Here is a 16,918-nt window from a genome sequence, read left to right as displayed (position 1 = left end):
TTGAATTTCCTTGTCAGACATAGTGATCAACATCTCTAATTTATATCCAGTCCATGATGGTAAAAACCATCATAAACTAGACATTTTTATTGGTGAGAATATAGACACTTTAAATGGTTTCTAACAGCACTCAAGCCAATCACAGACATTAGGTTAAATAAACCGGAATCAGGCTTAGCTACGCACAACACGCCAATAAAACCGATCGCAGCAGCCAGTAACATGCTTTGAGTGACTTTTTCTTTTAGAAACAGCCAAGCAATCAGCGGAATAAAAATTGGTGAGGAATAGGTAAAGACCATGGCATTGGAGAGCTTTAAATGTGCAATGGCATAGAAAAATCCATACATCGCCGTCAGACCTGCGACAGAGCGCCAGGTGTGCATCCAGAGTTTTTCAGTTTTAAAAAAACTAATGCCTTTATTGAAGATTAACGGCAGAAAGATAAACAGGCCGACAAAATTCCGGAAAAATACCACAGTGGCATTGTCAACGGTGTGTGAGGCAAAGCGGATACAGACGCCCATGACTGAAAACAAGAAGGCGGAACAGGTCAGAAAGACAATTGCCTTAACCAGATGCGAGGGAGAGGCTACACTCATGAGGGAACTTAGCTGGAAAATCTGTGGATATTCTAGCTGAAAATCCCTAACTCATTCCGACTATTGTGCCAGTTGTGCTTCGAGTAACTTGATTTGTTCCTCTTTGAGTTTAATCAGCTCATCCGCATCACTATGCTGTTGCTTCAGGCTTTTTTCCTGCTCATTGAGCTGTTGCTGAATATCTTCCAGTTTGGCAATTTCTTCTTTCGCCAAAGTGGCATTCTCAGTGACTTCTTCTCTTATAATAGAGGCATCGACCAGAACATTTTCAGAAGTAGGCACAATTTCTTCTGGTTCAGGTTCTGCTTTAGGTGCGGCTTGTGTCACCGGTGCATGCATCAAGTCACCCTGATGTGCTGGTAATGTTTCATTTTGCGTGAGAAAAAACTGTGTAATTATTAAAACAGCAATAATCACAACAATTAATCCACTCACTATTCCCCATAAAAGTTTAGGATTTTGTCGATGATCTAGAGTCATTTAGGTTCCCGAAATTATTCTTTTGGCTGACGGGGTTTAAACTGAATCACACCAATTTCATCCGGAACGGCTGGTGACTCAGGTTCCTCGATATGGGTAGGACGGTTTTCTTCATACCCACATTCGATACATTCAATCCATTCAGCTTCACCAGAGGTCAGCATAACGATCCGATCCAACGCCTGACATTTAGGACATTTTGCGCCTGCAATGAAACGACGTTTGATAGCCATCATACTCACCCTGTGATTTACTTAAAAACGTAGTTTAAGCGTTTTTAGAGCGGTTCGTCCAACCTTGATGACGTAACAAAGCATCTATTTTTGGCTCGCGTCCGCGGAAATTGATAAATGCGTCAAGTGCTGTATCTTTTCCGCCAACTGCTAGAATTTTTTGTCTAAACTGCTTTCCAGTTTCAGTATTAAAAATTCCTTCTTCTTCGAAGCGATCGAAGGCATCACTGGCCAAAACTTCTGCCCATTTATAAGAATAATAGCCCGCTGCATATCCACCCGCGAAGATATGACTGAAGCTGTGCTGGAACCGGTTATATGCTGTAGTAGGTAAAACAGCGTATTTTTCACGAATCTCGTTCAAGGTTGCCTGAATCTGTTCAGCATTCAATGCCGGATTGGCACGGTGAATGGTTAAGTCAAATAAAGCAAATTCCAGCTGACGCAAAGTTTGCATACCGGACTGGAAGAAACGGGCATCCAGCAAGGCTTTTAACAAGTCAGCAGGTAAGACTTCCTTGGTTTCTATATGTTCGCTGAGCAGGTTTAAACTGTCCTGATCCCAAGCCCAGAATTCCATAAACTGGCTTGGTAGTTCGACAGCATCCCAATCCACGCCATGTGTACCAGCCACGGCAATATTGTCCACTTCTGTCAGCATATGATGCAGCCCATGACCAAACTCATGGAACAGGGTAATTACTTCATCATGAGTCAGTAGTGCAGGGCGGTTACCCACAGGTGGAGTAAAGTTTGCTACCATATAACAGATTGGTTTTTGCAGGCCTTCAGCAATTTGCATGCGTGAACGGAAGCCGCTCATCCAGGCACCGCCACGTTTGCCCTGACGTGCATAGAGATCGAAATAGAAACCGCCAATCACTTCGCCCTGATCTTCCAGTTCAAAATAACGCGCATCTGGATGCCAAACTGGCGCTTCACGTTCAACCACCTGAATGTCATATAAACGTTTCAGGATACTGAACAAGCCTTGCAAGATTTTTGGAGCCGGGAAATAGGGTTTTAGCGATTCCTGAGACAGATTAAACTGCTGCATTTTCAACTTTTCAGAATAGTAACTGCTGTCCCAAGGTTTTAATTCTGTGATGCCATCTTCAGCAGCAATGGCTTTCAGTTCAGCCACTTCCTGTTCAGCAGGCGCACGGGCATGTTCCGCCAAATCACGCAGGAATTCATCAACAGCTTCGACATTTGGCGCCATTTTGCTGGCCAGTGAATATTCGGCATAGTTATTAAAGCCTAATAGTGCTGCCATTTCCTGACGTAATTTCAGGATTTCTTCCATGATGGCTGTATTGTCAAATTCAGTCTGTTCGGACTGATCTGACGCGCGTGTGGTATAGGCTTTATAGAGTTCTTCACGCAGGCCACGATCTTCGGCATGAGTCATAATTGCCAGATAAGACGGGAAATCTAAAGTGGCAACCGGCTGATCCAGTTCACGTTGCTGGCCATACTGTTTTAAGAGTTCAATATTGCTTTCAGACAGGCCCGCTAATTCTTCTTCCTTAAGCGGTCTGAAATAAGCTTGAGTTGCATCCAGTACATGATTGGAGAAATCTGAGGAAAGTTGTGACAAACGTGCAGAAATTTCTGCATAGCGTTTTTTGGCTTCACCCTCTAGAGCCACACCTGACAATTTAAAGTCACGTAGCGCCAGTTTAATTGCACTTTGCTGAGCTTCCGGCAGTTCATTGAAGACCGGTGCATCCTGTACATGCTGATAGGTTTGATATAGCGCCGTATGCTGGCCCAACTGGGTATAGTAATCACTTAGACCCGGTAATAATGCCTGATAGACATCACGGGTTTCACTATTATTCATGACTGCGTTGAGATGCGACAAAACACCCCAGGACTCGCTCATATTATTTTCTAGCGTGTCGACCTGTTTCAGAACAGCAAGTTGTTCCTGGACAGTATCAGGTGTCTGGTTCAGTTCATTTAGAAATTGCAAACCTTGCTGAATGCAGTTTTCAATTTTTTGTTTAAGATCTGCCAGCGTAATCTGATCGAATTGTGGAACGGGTAAAGTTGCTTTTTCTAATGTCATGTCGTTTCTGCCGAAGTCATTTCCTGTGTTAAATCTAGATGTAGGGCTTATTGGCAGGGAAATCAAGCATACGACGGTATTATTTATTCGACTTCAGACTGGATCCTGATCTCTTCAATCTCATGCACAATGCTGCCTAAATTACTTGTTGTAAGCTTAAGCTGTAGTTCAACGGGTTTATTTTGATAAAGCAGAAACTCAGAAGCAGATAACTCCATAACCGGTAAATGTCTATATTCTGTGTCAAAGGCATAAGAGATATGATTTCGAACACCTTTGAATTTCCCAGCCTGAGTAGTAATCGAAATACTGTTAGTTTCGCCTGTCAGCTTCGTATAAAGATAGGGTGGATAGGTGGTCAGATTAATCCAAAGTGCTGAGATCATGACCGAAGGAAAGATAAAAAGACTATAAAATTTGGGGCACTTTCTGAAATTACGCCAATGATAAGGTGGAAACCATAAACCATGCTGTTTGAGTCTTATAAAATACAGCAATATTCCAATACATATGACACAGCTTATAATCAATGCAAAATAATTCGTAAGTGGCGTTGCTACAAAATTAAAATACTTGAGTGCAATAAAGTCACTGAGGATCAAAATCGTAAAAATTAGAATCGCATAGATATGTAAATGCTGTTTATTATTTGATGCAATAAGCATGATATTTTTTTAGTCGTTATTTAACTGAATTATAAAATAAAAAGAGCGCCGTAGCGCTCTTTTTATGATCATCAGAAATTATTCAGTCTTGGCTTTTGCATTCGACTTTTTCTTTTTGATCTTGGCTTTTTTCTTTACTTTATCTTTAGCCTTTGCTTCAGACTTTCCTGCAGATTTTTTAGCAGGCTTTTTGCTGTAGGAACTGGGCTTGGATTTGTCTTTTTTGCGTCGTATGGGCTGTTCTCCATCATCACTGGGCTGGGCTTTTTGCACACGCTCATGATTATTGAAGACTTCCTCTTTTGCTTCCGGACGTGGTGCAGGTTTTTTTTCTGCGACACGTGGAGCACGGGCGCGAATTGGACGACCCGCATGAGTCAGTTGCTGGATCAATTCAAAGTCAATTTTGCGTTCTTCCAGATTGACTCCAGCGACCTTGATCTTGACTTCATCACCCAGACCAAAGATCTGGCCACGGTTCTGGCCGACCAGACTCTGGCTGCTTTGATCAAAGACAAAGAAGTCATCGCCCAACTGGCTAACATGCACCATACCATCGACATAGAGGTCTTTCAGCGTGACAAACAAACCAAATTCAGCCGTTGCACTGATAATTCCGACGAACTCTTCACCAAGATGTTGCTGCATATAGTGACATTTCAGCCAGGTCGTTACAGAGCGGGAGGCTTCATCAGCACGGCGTTCTGTCGCTGAGAAATGCTCACCGGCATCATCTAAAGATGCACCTGAAATTGGATATGGCTTTTTACTCAAATGAGCTTTGATAGCACGATGTAATAACAGATCCGGGTAACGGCGAATTGGAGAGGTGAAGTGTGTATACGCTTCATAGGCCAGACCAAAGTGGCCAGCATTGTCGGCACCGTAATAGGCTTGCATCATGGAACGTAATAACACGGCATGAATACTTGGCGCATCAATCCGGTCTTTGGTCGCTTCAATCACCGCTTGATAATCGGCTTGTGTTGGCTGTTCCGGGAATGGCAGACCCAGCAGTTTCACGAAATCACGAACTTTCTGGATACGTGAGAACTCAGGGGGTTGATGCACCCGGTACAGCATCGGTATTTCATTTTTCAATGCATATTCAGCTGCTGCAACGTTGGCTAGCAACATACATTCTTCAATCAGCTTATGCGCGTCATTGCGGGTACGTGGCAGAATCTCATTAATACCACCCAGCTCATCGAAAGTCATATAGGTTTCAATGGTTTCGAATTCCATCGCATTACGTTCAGCACGTAAGCCTTTTAGAATCTGATACAACTGGAACAGGGTATTTAGTGATTTACGTACACTACGATCTTCAGTGATTGCTGTACTGTCACCTTCAAAATACTTCGCGACCTGATCATAGGTCAGACGTGCCTTGGAATGCATGACTGAAGGATAGAATTCATACCCAGTGACTCGGCCAGCACGTGACAGTTTCAGGTCACAGACCATGCACAGGCGATCGACATTCGGATTTAATGAACACAGGCCATTAGAGAGTGCTTCAGGCAACATTGGTAAAACGAAGTGTGGGAAATACACGGATGTCCCGCGTTCTTGCGCTTCATCATCCAGTGGTTTGCCCGGACGTACATAATGACTCACATCAGCAATTGCCACGACGACACGATAACCACCGCCCGGACGTTTTTCTGCATAGACCGCATCATCAAAGTCACGTGCATCTTCCCCGTCAATGGTGACAAGCGCTAAATCACGTAGATCGACACGGCCGTCACGGTCTTTGGCAGAAGGCTCTTTAAAGCTTTCCGCTTCTTTCAAGACTTCTTCAGGGAATTCATATGGCAGGCCATATTCCAGAATCGTCTGTGGAATGATGATTTCGGTATCGGCTTTGTCTGCCATCGACTGCACAATATGGCCAGTCGCAAATTCTTCTTTGGTTGGGTAGGTATCAATTGCCACGCGGATTGAATCGCCGACTTTGACCTGGGCATGCTCGATCAGCTCTTTTTCTAGAGTAATAGGCTGATGTGCATTTGGATTAGCTGGCTGAACAAAATATTCGCCTTCATATTCAGACACTTTACCAATGATCTGTTTGACACGATGCTGCAAAACCTCGGTAATAAAGCCCCAGGCCTTACCTTTGCGGTCTACTGAGGTCTGACGGACTTTGACACGGTCACCGTTAAAGACCTGACGCAATTCACGTTCAGGTAAGAGCAGGTCATCTTCACCTGAAATATTGGCTGTGCCGCTTCCCTTGGAGTTGATATATACCGTTGCTTCATGCTCAGGCTGTTCCGCCGCGATCTGGAACTTGTAACCGTCTTTCATCAATTGCCCGTCACGTACCATCGCAATCAGACGATGGCTCAGGGCATCAATACTTTTTTGATCGGCAATTTCAAAATATTCCACCAGGTCGGCATGGGACAGGGCAGTTTTTTCTTCTATAGTTTCGAGAATCAGGGTACGGCTTGGAATAGGGTTGTCATAACGTTCGGCTTCAGCTTTTGCTTCAGGATCGACCCAATTTTTCATCATATCTTTAAAGTGTCCTTGGAGATAGGTTTAGCATAAGTCATGTCAGTGCAGACTGCACGTAAATGATTGCAATAATCTGTTTAAGTTTTCGATTTTTGGCTAATTTTAGATAACTGGAAATTTATCGGGTTTTTCAGGACTTAAATGACTAAAAACAGGGAAATTGTTTAAAAAGTATTTAAACGAGCAAAAATATGCAGTTTTTTTTCAAGCTGTGCTTGCAGTGCTATGCCGAAATTTGTATTATGGCGGCACGTTACGGTGAGATGGGTGAGTGGCTGAAACCACGTCCCTGCTAAGGACGCATACGGGTAACTGTATCGAGGGTTCGAATCCCTCTCTCACCGCCACTTTACTTATGTCGCGCTCATAGCTCAGCTGGATAGAGCACTTGGCTACGAACTAAGGGGTCGGGAGTTCGAATCTCTCTGAGCGCACCAATAAGTAAATCGGAAAATAACGTAGTCTAATAAAGACGACACAAGTTACGCGCTCATAGCTCAGCTGGATAGAGCACTTGGCTACGAACTAAGGGGTCGGGAGTTCGAATCTCTCTGAGCGCACCAACTTGAACAATGAACCGCACATGTTGCGGTTTTTTTGTGCCTAAAATTTACAGAATCCGCCTGAATCACATGCTAAAAATAAATCCTAGATAACTCAATAAAAATAAGGGCATGGTGATGAGAAAAATTATTGTCCAGGAATTTCTGACTCTAGACGGTGTAATGCAGGCACCCGGCGGCCCGGAAGAAGATACATCTGGTGGCTTTCAATATGGTGGCTGGATGGCGCCGTATTTTAGTACTGAACCCGATTCAGTATTTGATCGCATCATGCAAAAGTGGATGCAGTCCACCGATATCCTGATTGGTAAGAATACCTTTCAGATTTTTGAACCCTACTGGCCGAAGCATGCTGAAGACTGGCCAGGAATTAATGAAGTGAATAAATATGTGCTATCCACCAGTTTGGATCACTCGGACTGGCAAAATACGATCTTTCTAAAAAGTATTGATGAGATCATTAACCTGAAGGCTTCAGGGGAGGGGAATATTCGGGTGTATGGCAGTGCTGCAGTGGTACAGGCGCTTTTTAAACATGATCTTGTGGATGAACTCTATTTAATGACCTTTCCTATAATATTGGGCAAAGGAAAACGTCTATTTGCTGAAGACTCTATGCCAGCAGCATTTGCACTGACAGATCATCAAGTGACTTCAAATGGCGTGGTATTGAGCTGTTATCAGCGGGCAGGCAAGGTTAAAACTGGTCTGGTTGGGGAATAGCTCTATTAGGCTGTGAGCAAATGAATATGAGGTAACTGAAAGATTAATTTAGCTAATCCTGAAATCTCGCCAAGTCTGGGTTATTGTTTTTAACTCTAAATCCGCAGGAATTTTCATTAAAAAAACTGAAATATTGCAGTATCGTTTAATTACTGTACGTTCGGTTGTGATTTTATTAAAAAACACTTAACAAGTGCTGAAAACTCTATATAATGCACCCCATCAAGACGTCGCGCTCATAGCTCAGCTGGATAGAGCACTTGGCTACGAACTAAGGGGTCGGGAGTTCGAATCTCTCTGAGCGCACCAATCTTGATAAAGAATACTAAAAAAAACCGCACATTGATGCGGTTTTTTTACGTCTTCAGTTTTTTAATTTTTCATATAAAAAACCAATAATTAGAAATAAACTTAAGATTTTAATTTTTGCTGTACTTTTAAGGCATAGACGGTATTGCCACCAACTGCCGGCAACATGTCATGATAGGGAAGGCTGCGCATGGCTTTCAGTAAAAAAGGCGCCTGATCATGAATTTTCATGGAACTGGTGATCTGGAATAGCGTTCCCTGAGATTGTGGCAAAAGCTTCATTCCACCTCGTACAAATTTTAAATCTCCGCCATTGGCATAGAACTGGTTTTGTAAGGTATTTGGCTGTTCAAAACGCATTTTAAAATTAAAGGGAATCTGAATGACGCCTAAGCCGACTGATACCTTGTAGTTGGCATCAATACTTTGCGGGTTGACTGGGTTCAGTTCCACTTTTTTGATTTGTCGCGGAAAGAGTTTCTGGCTGGCCTGAGCCGATAACCAGGGCTGCAGCTTCTCAGTTGGATGTGAGAAATATTGATAGGTAGTACTGAATCTTAGATTTTCTGAACCTTTACCGGCCTTGACCTGATAATTGGGCAAAATAAAGCTGACAGGTTGTCCTGATTTTTGACTAAGCTGGGCAATTTTCTGAGTTTGCTGATTGCTGAGCTGAACTTGGGGTATTGCCGTATTTAAAATTGTAGCAGCAGGATATTTAAAACGCTGTTGTAAAGCTTCAAGCAGAAAGGCATTGGTGCCAGCAGGAATGCCGAGTTTGGCTTCCGGCAGGGCATTTAGAATCTTGCTAAATAGAAAACCTTGCGGCTGGTTTAGATCACCCCATTGCGTCACCGTTACTAAGGTTTTATTGGGGCTCAGTGCAAACCATTCCAGCTTTCCGGCCCCATAGGGAATTGGCGCGTCCAGAATTAGTGTGCTGATACTGTTATTTTCCAGATGATGCTGCATCACTACAGTTTCTTTAAAGTTTAAGACTGGGATTGGAGTGGGAATATGCACCTGATATTTGACTTGTTGAATGCTACCGTGCTGTTCAATCACTTTGGCGGATTTCAGGGTCGGAAACAGGCCGATATAATTCGGATAATGTTGCAGTAATTTTTCGACTTGTGCTTCGGATGCAGGCAAGACTATAGCCGCACTATAAAACTGGGATTTGCTACTAGAAGCCGTTTTAAAAGTCGGTAGATGGGTTTTGCTGGCAGGATGCGCATAAATTAGGATACGCTCGCCAGTGAGTTCGGCCAGTTGCTGAGAATTGCCTTGAAATACATCAAGACTGCTTGGCAGATTAGGGGTCCATGGCGTTATTTTTGCGAAAGCCGGTGAGATTGCAAATAAGGTACTACTCATCAGCAAATAGGGGATCAATCCTTTCATCCAATATCCTATTGTGTGTTTTTTGTTTTAATGATGATTTATTTAAAACTAAATTCAGTTATTTCCAAAGCAAAGTTATGTAATTGATAGCATAAGCCATGAGTTTTAAGCATATTTTGATATAGTATGGATCAGGATTTTATATTTTTGATGTAATGCTATGACTGAGTCAGCACCGACTTTATCCACCCGTTATTATCTCACTCTAGAAGAATCTCAGGATGGATTTGCCCTGGCCACTTTTGGCAAAAAACAGATTTCACGGTTTCTGACGCCTTTGGTTAGCATCGGAATTATTATCTGGGGCTTTTCAATGGGCCTGAATGGGGTTGGCCGTTATTATGTGGCATTGGGTGCCTTCTTCCTGATTTTACAGGGCATCATGCGCTACTGGTTCCTGCCGATGATGTTTAAGCGCCAGTTTGTAAAATATCAGTTTGGAAAAAGTGAACAAGGCATTGACCTGTTTCAGGACTATGCAGAAATTTTCAATAACGGACGTAGCAAGGTCGTGCATTATAATGAAGTACAAAGTTTTGCTATCGGCAAGCTGACCTATATGCTGGAACTGAAAAACCGTACAGTGGTGATTGTGCCAAAACGTGCCTTTAAAGATGGTACTGAGCAAAGCATTTTCGAAAATACCTTCAAGAAATAAGACAGATCAAGAACAGGAAAGAGATCATGAGTACACGTCCATCGAAAATTGTTTGTGTCGGTCGCAGTTATGCTGACCATGCCAAAGAGCTTGGAAATGCGGTACCTGATCGTCCTGTGCTGTTTATCAAGCCACCGAGTGCTTTGACATCACTGGATGCTGGTATTGAATGGAATCCGGACTGGGGTAACTGTCATTATGAGTGTGAACTAAGTTTGCGTATTGACCGTACCTTAAGCAAGGAAAATGATCCTGCCAAAGTTTTGCAGGCAATTGGTGCTGTGACTTTAGGTCTGGATTTGACCTTACGTGATCTGCAGGATGACCTTAAGAAAAAAGGTCAACCTTGGGAACGGGCCAAAGCTTTTGATGGTTCTTGTATACTCGCAGACTGGGTGCCAGTAAGTGATGTGATTGCTGACTGGAAAGATGTGCACTATACGCTGGAGATCAATGATGAGCTGCGTCAAAAAGGCGATACAGCTTTATTGATTTTTGATATCGCAACTTTATTGGCAGACATTAGTCAGGTATTTACACTGGAAGAAGGTGATGTAGTGATGACCGGTACACCAGCAGGGGTGGCAGCCTTACAATCGGGTGATCAATTGAAAATGACCCTAAAAGGCCAAAATCAGGATTATGTCTGGACGACATTTGTAAAGTAAGACCGGATTTTTGAGATCAAGGAGCCGAAGGGCTCCTTTATTTTGTTTAGAAAAGTGTAATGAGCAAGGGATAATTTATCAGACTGATCAGGCACGGTTGCCATTCAGTTTCTAGATATAAATTGGATAGCGTCTAAATCGTTTTTTACGCATCACGAATATTGCCTGAATCCCCCCATCGTATGTCTATTTTGATGTTATATCTTCTACTTCTAACATTTTTAGTATGTAGCGGCTCCAATCAAGAACGGGAATATATTTGAATCATCGTCAGGCACTAGATGTCAAAGCATCTGCCATCATGTTTGTACTGTGTATGTTGTGGGGTTTGCAGCAGGTCGTACTGAAGTGGGCGGCCAGTGATATTTCTGCCCTGATGCAAATTGCATTACGTTCAGCCTTATCTGCACTTATGGTTTATCCTTTAATTCAGCAGAGTGTACGCCGTCAGCTTTGGAATGCACGATACTTATCTGCGGGTTTACTGGTTGGTGTGCTGTTTGCCGCTGAATTTTATCTGGTGGGTGAGGCGCTGCGTTATACCTCAGCTTCGCATACCATTGTCTTGCTCTATACTGCACCAATTTTTGTGGCTTTGGGCTTGCACTGGAAACTGCCGGCGGAACATTTGTCTCATGTGCAATGGGGAGGAATTTTTCTTGCCTTTAGTGGTATTGTGGTGAGTTTCCTGCTGCGCCCGCAGACAGGATCTGCTTTACAATCTTATGCCTTATGGGGAGATTTTCTGGCGCTACTGGCGGGCGTGTTCTGGGCAGCCACGACCGTGAGTGTACGTTTGAGCTCGCTGGCTGAAGCGCCTGCAACCCAAACCTTATTCTATCAATTGCTGATCGCTGGCATGGTATTGTTGCCTTTGTCCTTTTTGACTGGGCAAGCCAGTATCCAATGGACGACCTTGTCTATTTCTAGCCTGATTTTTCATACGGTGGTGATTTCCTTCGCCAGTTATCTGATCTGGTTCTGGATGCTAAAACATTATCTGGCTTCACGATTAGGGGTATTTTCCTTTTTAACACCAGTATTTGGCATGCTGTTTGGCGTGTTAATTCTAAATGAGCATATCGAGATCAATTTTATTGTCGGGACCTGTATGGTGATGCTGGGCGTGATTCTGGTGAGTTTACAGGGATGGTTAAACAAGCCTGTGCCTCAGATCAAGACTCAAACCTCTATATAAAAATCCGGTCAATAAAAATGACGACACCTGGTTTTTTGGATTATAGCTTTAATGACAGCAAGGATGATTATCTGCTGACAATTGATCCAATTCATTTAAAAAAATCCTCTCAAAAGAGAGGATTGAATTTATTTACTGCGGAACAGTTCTGATAATGGAAAACTGAGCTTTTCTTCCAGAAACTGATCAGTTTCATTCAGTTTAGGTGAGAACTTTTGCATCCAGAGATCATCAGTATGCACATCAGTCAGATGCTGTTTGCGCGGCAATGGATAAGGAAGCTGTAGATAAAAATTCCAGAAGCTGACCTGATCCAGATCGCGTACCAGCACATATTCATTGTCATCTGTACGTTTAATCAGATTCTGTTTTTCAAACATGCTGACATAGCTAGGCCAGCGTCCAATTTCATCCCGTCCCAAAACTTCTAGTGCCTGGGCTTCACTGACACTTTCACCAGTTTTCTGCTTTTTATAAAACAGTTCTAATAGATCCAGCAACATGACGATTGGATGGCGCTTATTGTCCTGTCCAGATTCGAATGCAGTCAGGGCATAGCTGATTTCCACGCCCAGCAATACAATAATCCAGGACAGATAAATCCAGAGCAGGAAAATAGGGACAGCTGCGAAAGCTCCGTAAACAATTTCATAACTGGTAAAGTTTGACATCAAAAAGCCGAACAGGTTTTTCAGAAGTTCGAAGACGATGGCACTAAACAGACCGGCAATAAAAGCTGATTTGAGCGGTACACTCCGATTGGGAATAGTCCAGTTCAGAATAAAAAAGCCAAGCACGGTCAGAGAAAAAGATATTACCCAGAGAATAAAGGCACCATCCAGTTCATAACCGGCAAAGTTATTACTGAGAATATTCATGGAGGCCAAAGTAGAAGAAATCACAAAGGCGCTGCCCAGCAAAATTGGACCAAGTGAAATTATGGTCCAGTAACGCATAAAACCGATAATGCCACCGCGGGTTTCAGTCACACGCCAGATCCGGTTAAAGACCGTTTCGATACTACTGAGCATCAGTACTGTTGTGATAAATAAGAAAAGAATACCGATAATAGTTAAATTGCTGGACTTCTCCGTGAAGGCATTGAGGGCTTTATCGAAAGCGATCGTTGTTTTAGGTAAAAAGTTACTATAGATCAGCTGTTGGAGCTGTTGTCGTGCCGGTTCCAATGCTCTGATTGAAGAGATAATGACCAGAAACACGGTCAGCATCGGAACTACAGCAAACAGGGTAGTATAGGTCAGTGAACCAGCCTGCTCACGACATCGGTCAGCCTCGAAACGCCGTAGTACAAATAAAATAAATTGAAACCAGTGTTTTTCATAAAAAGGTAACTTCTTTAAATATTCAACGATCATGCGCTTTCAATCTCAATTTTTTTATTCATCATGAATTTTCATTCTTCAGCTTACCCAAAAAAGTTGCGAAATACCGTATAGTTTTATTTTTTTAAGTAATGAATAAGAACTTTATGCAACCTTATGTCCTTGTTTTATATTACAGCAAATATGGCTCAACCAAAGAAATGGCGCATCTGATTGCGAATGGTGTTGAAGCAGCAGGAATGGCTGTAAAAATTCGTACTGTTCCAAATATTGCGACCGTAGTGAAAGAAGCAGAGCCGAGTATTCCGGCAGAAGGTGATATCTACTGTACTTTAGATGATCTTGCCCAGTGTGCTGCTTTGGCATTAGGTTCACCCACCCGCTTTGGGAATATGGCTTCAGAAATGAAATACTTCTGGGATCAGACCACCAGCTTATGGCTGAATGGTGCTTTGCATGGTAAGCCAGCCTGTGTTTTTACCGCGTCAGGCTCAATGCATGGCGGACAGGAAAGTACTTTACTGACGATGCTACCGCCATTGTTTCATCACGGCATGATGATCATGGGATTAAGCAATGCGACACCAGCGCTGTCCAATACTAAAAGTGGTGGTACGCCTTATGGCGCAAGTCATGTGAGTGGCCCACGACATGATCAAGGTTTAAGCCAGGATGAGAAAATTTTGTGTGAAGTACAGGGCAAACGTCTGGCCGAGGTTGCTTTAAAACTCAATCAAGCTTAATAAGTTAATTAAAAAGGAAATGAAGAATCAGCTTCATTTCCTTGATTTTATTAATCTTCTTTTTGATCTTTTTGATCTTTTTGATCTTTTTGATCTTTTTGATCTTTTTGATCTTTTTGACTGAATCTGTGTTTGCAATTCAGACACTGATAATCCAGAAACAGATTACGATCTACTGAAACGCCTGCTTTTTTACCTAAGAAGTTTCCGACCACGCCCCCAGTAATGCCTACGCTGATTGCGCCTACGAAGGTTCCCACCGTGCCGCCTACAATTACCCCTAAAGGACCTGCGACTGTACCAATGGCAGCGCCAATTGAAGCGCCAGAGGCTGCGCCACCCACTGTACCGGCCGTGGCGCCGGCTGAGGTCATTAAAATACCACCAATTTTTTTCAGATTCTTTTCGTGATCGCGTAGCTCAATTTCCATTGAACCACATTTAGGACATTGCATAGGATTTTCCATCAGCGATTAGTATTTATTCATTTTAAGCAAATGTGTGATATGGAACCTTACTTAGACAAGTAATTATTCAGCACATCCGGCTCAACAGTATGTAGGTTCTGAATATTGAAGTCAGGAACATTTCATACCAATTTGATTCTAGTGGAATTTTATTCAGAGAAGTTTAGCTGAGTTGTAAATACATGCATTTTCCACTAAGAAACCGGTGAAACTGGTACAAGGACCTCCTATTACCGATATTTTTACCCCTTTTGATATGGCTTTATCCTGTTTAAAAGGGCAATTACGTAATGATGTCAGCTTCTCTGTGGGTGCGATTCTGGATCAAACCGGTAAAGATGTGGTGACCAATGGAGGTAGGGGGAAAATGGTCACTCAAGGCGCTGGAGATATGGTGCAGTCTGCTTTATTTCAGGCGGGAGTCAACTTAATGAACCGACGTGATCCCCGAATTATTGAAAGTGAAGCCAAGTGGGGGATTCGGGATCCAAGACAGATTCAGGCCTCTGATTATTATGTGACTGGCAGTATTAACAGTCTGGATTTTATTCCGGGGGGTGGATTTGATATGCAGATTGCGGGTGTTGGCCCGAACTACAGTCAAACCCGTATTATGGTTGGTCTGGATTTATCTCTTACCGATACACGTACGAGTAAAGTCGTTGCGAATGTATCGCTGCAAAAGCAGATTGCTGCACAGGATTATGGTGTCAGTGCCGGGCGGTTTACTGGACGTACCTTGTTAAATGTTCAAATCGGTAAAGGAGAACGTGAGGCGACTAATTTTGCTTTACGGCAAATGTTGAATCTGGCCACTTTTGAATTACTCAGTCAGGTTGTCCCACCTCCAGTCTTTGCAGGTTGTCGTGCACAAATACCACCTGAATATGGTCAGCTCAATCTGACACGAAGTTCTGTGGCTTTGCATAAGTACAAAAAAAGTCAGGAGCAAAATAGTATAGCGTCCAGTACTGCTGTTCAGGAGTCAGCTGCAACAGAATCTTCTTCATCCAATGAAAAAAATAAATCGACCAATTCACCGAGTAAGGATACGAAGCCACCTAAAAACAAAGAATCCGAAGTGATTCAGAATCCTGAAGCAGATCCTGAAATGAGTAAACAAGATTTAATTAAATATATCAGTAAGAAAAAAGCTTCGTCTTCTTCAGGTGTAATAAAGAACAAAAAAGATTCGCAAGAAATGAATTCTAAAGAAAAAGAAGAGGAGAAAGTATCCATGTTGTGGGATGCCAATCCTGAAGTTATAGAAAATTACTGGTCAAGTTCTCAGCGTGATTAATTGACCAGTAAAAATGGGCTCGCTCCCATTATGAGAAAGAAATACTGAGCGAGAAGTATTTCAAAGCTAAAAAAGGAAAAACAACGATGAAAAACACGATCAAAACAATCGCTTTATCCGTCGCTTTCCTGTCTGGTGCAGGTATGGCATATGCTCAAGATGATGAAACACCAACTGAAGTAACCGTAGATACTGGTTTACAAGCGACCCTGGAGTCGATCTCTCAGCAGGTGGAAAATGGTTCTGCCTTGAATCTTGCAGTAAATACAGGTGATGTTGATGCCAGCGTCGATTTACAAGCATTAGGAGAGGTATCAAGAGAAGCACAGGATGCAATTAGTTCAATTGAAGGTACGATTGAAACTACAGCAATTGGCGCCGCGAATACAGGTAGTATTACACTAGAGCAAGGCAGCTTTAATAGCGTGATATCAGACGTATCAGATGAGACATATAACTATGACTTCAGTGAAGTTACCAGTGCAACTAATAACTCAGAAACTGTAGAAGAGCTCTCAGAGGTTGCTGATAGTTCAGACATCTCAGAAGTAGTGAGTACTACACTGGCGACCAACTACAGTGAGCAAATCAATGAAACTTTAAGTAATTATAGTGCAGCAAATATTGCTTACAATGCAGGTACCATTGATGCATCTGTAAGTGCAATTGCAGAAGGAACTCAAACTGCTGTTAACAACAGTATCACAACTACCGCCATTGGTGCTGTCAACAGCGGTAGTATTACTGTGACTGTCAAATAGTTTATTGTTGAAAATAAACCAAGGGTCTAACTATTGGCAGATAGTTAGGCCTCTTATTTTATAATAATATCATAGGACTTACGCATTGACGGATTCAAAAAAGTATTAAAATACTTTATAAAGTATCTGTGATCAGACGAATTAAACATGCTTCTACAGCAACTTGTACATTACCCATTTATATGGGCTTTCTCATGA

General features: G+C 42.6%; 14 protein-coding genes, 4 tRNA genes and 2 pseudogenes. 11 read left to right on the top strand and 9 right to left on the bottom strand.

Annotated features, from left to right (window positions below; all coding sequences use genetic code 11):
- Positions 1–125: 125 nt before the first annotated feature.
- From FTU72_RS14995 to rnr, 6 genes and pseudogenes are all read right to left on the bottom strand, one after another.
- A pseudogene (locus FTU72_RS14995) lies at positions 126–602 on the bottom strand (DMT family transporter); the annotation flags it as partial.
- Between the two features lie 60 nt (positions 603–662).
- Complete coding sequence (locus tag FTU72_RS14990; RefSeq protein WP_034169654.1) at positions 663–1,082, bottom strand: hypothetical protein; 420 nt, start codon at positions 1,080–1,082, stop codon at positions 663–665.
- A gap of 14 nt (positions 1,083–1,096) precedes the next feature.
- Positions 1,097–1,309, bottom strand: a complete 213-nt coding sequence (locus FTU72_RS14985) for a YheV family putative zinc ribbon protein (RefSeq protein WP_171064841.1) — start codon at positions 1,307–1,309, stop codon at positions 1,097–1,099.
- 40 nt (positions 1,310–1,349) lie between these two features.
- Entirely contained in the window at positions 1,350–3,389 is a 2,040-nt protein-coding gene (locus FTU72_RS14980) for a M3 family metallopeptidase (protein WP_179992775.1), read from the bottom strand.
- An 83-nt stretch (positions 3,390–3,472) separates the two neighbouring features.
- Positions 3,473–4,054, bottom strand: coding sequence for a hypothetical protein (locus FTU72_RS14975; protein ID WP_179992776.1), 582 nt, complete (start codon positions 4,052–4,054; stop codon positions 3,473–3,475).
- 78 nt (positions 4,055–4,132) lie between these two features.
- The gene (gene rnr, locus FTU72_RS14970; RefSeq protein WP_180053068.1) at positions 4,133–6,580 is read right to left on the bottom strand and encodes a ribonuclease R; all 2,448 of its coding nucleotides are present in this window, start codon (positions 6,578–6,580) and stop codon (positions 4,133–4,135) included.
- Positions 6,581–6,840: 260 nt separating this feature from the next.
- Between rnr and FTU72_RS14965 the strand changes: the two genes are divergently transcribed.
- The 5 genes from FTU72_RS14965 (at position 6,841) to FTU72_RS14945 (ending at position 8,178) form a co-directional block, all read left to right on the top strand.
- A tRNA-Ser gene (locus FTU72_RS14965) sits at positions 6,841–6,930 on the top strand.
- A gap of 13 nt (positions 6,931–6,943) precedes the next feature.
- Positions 6,944–7,020, top strand: a tRNA-Arg gene (locus tag FTU72_RS14960).
- A gap of 49 nt (positions 7,021–7,069) precedes the next feature.
- Positions 7,070–7,146: transfer RNA gene (locus FTU72_RS14955), tRNA-Arg, on the top strand.
- 117 nt (positions 7,147–7,263) lie between these two features.
- Positions 7,264–7,869, top strand: a complete 606-nt coding sequence (locus tag FTU72_RS14950) for a dihydrofolate reductase family protein (protein ID WP_180053069.1) — start codon at positions 7,264–7,266, stop codon at positions 7,867–7,869.
- 232 nt (positions 7,870–8,101) lie between these two features.
- A tRNA-Arg gene (locus FTU72_RS14945) sits at positions 8,102–8,178 on the top strand.
- A gap of 102 nt (positions 8,179–8,280) precedes the next feature.
- Here FTU72_RS14945 and FTU72_RS14940 read toward each other — a convergent pair.
- Complete coding sequence (locus FTU72_RS14940) at positions 8,281–9,582, bottom strand: SRPBCC family protein (protein ID WP_180053070.1); 1,302 nt, start codon at positions 9,580–9,582, stop codon at positions 8,281–8,283.
- Positions 9,583–9,742: 160 nt separating this feature from the next.
- Between FTU72_RS14940 and FTU72_RS14935 the strand changes: the two genes are divergently transcribed.
- From FTU72_RS14935 to FTU72_RS14925, 3 genes are all read left to right on the top strand, one after another.
- Entirely contained in the window at positions 9,743–10,240 is a 498-nt protein-coding gene (locus FTU72_RS14935) for a YcxB family protein (RefSeq protein ID WP_125279712.1), read from the top strand.
- Positions 10,241–10,266: 26 nt separating this feature from the next.
- Complete coding sequence (locus FTU72_RS14930) at positions 10,267–10,908, top strand: fumarylacetoacetate hydrolase family protein (RefSeq protein ID WP_180015265.1); 642 nt, start codon at positions 10,267–10,269, stop codon at positions 10,906–10,908.
- 259 nt (positions 10,909–11,167) lie between these two features.
- Positions 11,168–12,106 (top strand): DMT family transporter, encoded by a 939-nt coding sequence (locus FTU72_RS14925; RefSeq protein WP_180053071.1) that lies wholly within the window; start codon positions 11,168–11,170, stop codon positions 12,104–12,106.
- A gap of 128 nt (positions 12,107–12,234) precedes the next feature.
- On the opposite strand, the gene FTU72_RS14920 is transcribed toward FTU72_RS14925, so the two are convergent.
- A complete protein-coding gene (locus tag FTU72_RS14920) occupies positions 12,235–13,482 on the bottom strand; it encodes a YihY family inner membrane protein (RefSeq protein WP_159122614.1) in 1,248 nt (415 codons plus the stop codon).
- Positions 13,483–13,595: 113 nt separating this feature from the next.
- Between FTU72_RS14920 and wrbA the strand changes: the two genes are divergently transcribed.
- Complete coding sequence (wrbA, locus tag FTU72_RS14915; protein WP_159122613.1) at positions 13,596–14,192, top strand: NAD(P)H:quinone oxidoreductase; 597 nt, start codon at positions 13,596–13,598, stop codon at positions 14,190–14,192.
- A gap of 50 nt (positions 14,193–14,242) precedes the next feature.
- Here the strand turns inward: wrbA and FTU72_RS14910 are convergent, their stop codons facing one another.
- Positions 14,243–14,659 carry a hypothetical protein gene (locus FTU72_RS14910; protein WP_164071337.1) on the bottom strand — a complete coding sequence of 139 codons (417 nt, stop codon included), beginning with the start codon at positions 14,657–14,659 and terminating at the stop codon, positions 14,243–14,245.
- 190 nt (positions 14,660–14,849) lie between these two features.
- On the opposite strand from FTU72_RS14910, the pseudogene FTU72_RS14905 reads away from it, so the two are divergent.
- Both FTU72_RS14905 and FTU72_RS14900 read left to right on the top strand, forming a co-directional pair.
- Positions 14,850–15,959: pseudogene (locus FTU72_RS14905) on the top strand (CsgG/HfaB family protein); the annotation flags it as partial.
- A gap of 86 nt (positions 15,960–16,045) precedes the next feature.
- Entirely contained in the window at positions 16,046–16,720 is a 675-nt protein-coding gene (locus FTU72_RS14900; RefSeq protein ID WP_004786838.1) for a hypothetical protein, read from the top strand.
- Positions 16,721–16,918: the final 198 nt, after the last annotated feature.

It is taken from the genome of Acinetobacter sp. YH12137 (assembly GCF_013418535.1).
Classification (GTDB): Bacteria; Pseudomonadota; Gammaproteobacteria; order Pseudomonadales; family Moraxellaceae; genus Acinetobacter.
This window is presented reverse-complemented; position numbering and strand designations above follow the sequence as displayed.

Bases quoted from the DNA above. Each gene is read 5' to 3' on its own strand.
- FTU72_RS14990 (WP_034169654.1), bottom strand. From the start codon at position 1,082: ATGACTCTAGATCATCGACAAAATCCTAAACTTTTATGGGGAATAGTG.
- FTU72_RS14980 (WP_179992775.1), bottom strand. From the start codon at position 3,389: ATGACATTAGAAAAAGCAACTTTACCCGTTCCACAATTCGATCAGATT.
- FTU72_RS14975 (WP_179992776.1), bottom strand. From the start codon at position 4,054: ATGCTTATTGCATCAAATAATAAACAGCATTTACATATCTATGCGATT.
- rnr (WP_180053068.1), bottom strand. From the start codon at position 6,580: ATGATGAAAAATTGGGTCGATCCTGAAGCAAAAGCTGAAGCCGAACGT.
- FTU72_RS14950 (WP_180053069.1), top strand. From the start codon at position 7,264: ATGAGAAAAATTATTGTCCAGGAATTTCTGACTCTAGACGGTGTAATG.
- FTU72_RS14940 (WP_180053070.1), bottom strand. From the start codon at position 9,582: ATGAAAGGATTGATCCCCTATTTGCTGATGAGTAGTACCTTATTTGCA.
- FTU72_RS14935 (WP_125279712.1), top strand. From the start codon at position 9,743: ATGACTGAGTCAGCACCGACTTTATCCACCCGTTATTATCTCACTCTA.
- FTU72_RS14930 (WP_180015265.1), top strand. From the start codon at position 10,267: ATGAGTACACGTCCATCGAAAATTGTTTGTGTCGGTCGCAGTTATGCT.
- FTU72_RS14920 (WP_159122614.1), bottom strand. From the start codon at position 13,482: ATGATCGTTGAATATTTAAAGAAGTTACCTTTTTATGAAAAACACTGG.
- wrbA (WP_159122613.1), top strand. From the start codon at position 13,596: ATGCAACCTTATGTCCTTGTTTTATATTACAGCAAATATGGCTCAACC.
- FTU72_RS14910 (WP_164071337.1), bottom strand. From the start codon at position 14,659: ATGGAAAATCCTATGCAATGTCCTAAATGTGGTTCAATGGAAATTGAG.
- FTU72_RS14900 (WP_004786838.1), top strand. From the start codon at position 16,046: ATGAAAAACACGATCAAAACAATCGCTTTATCCGTCGCTTTCCTGTCT.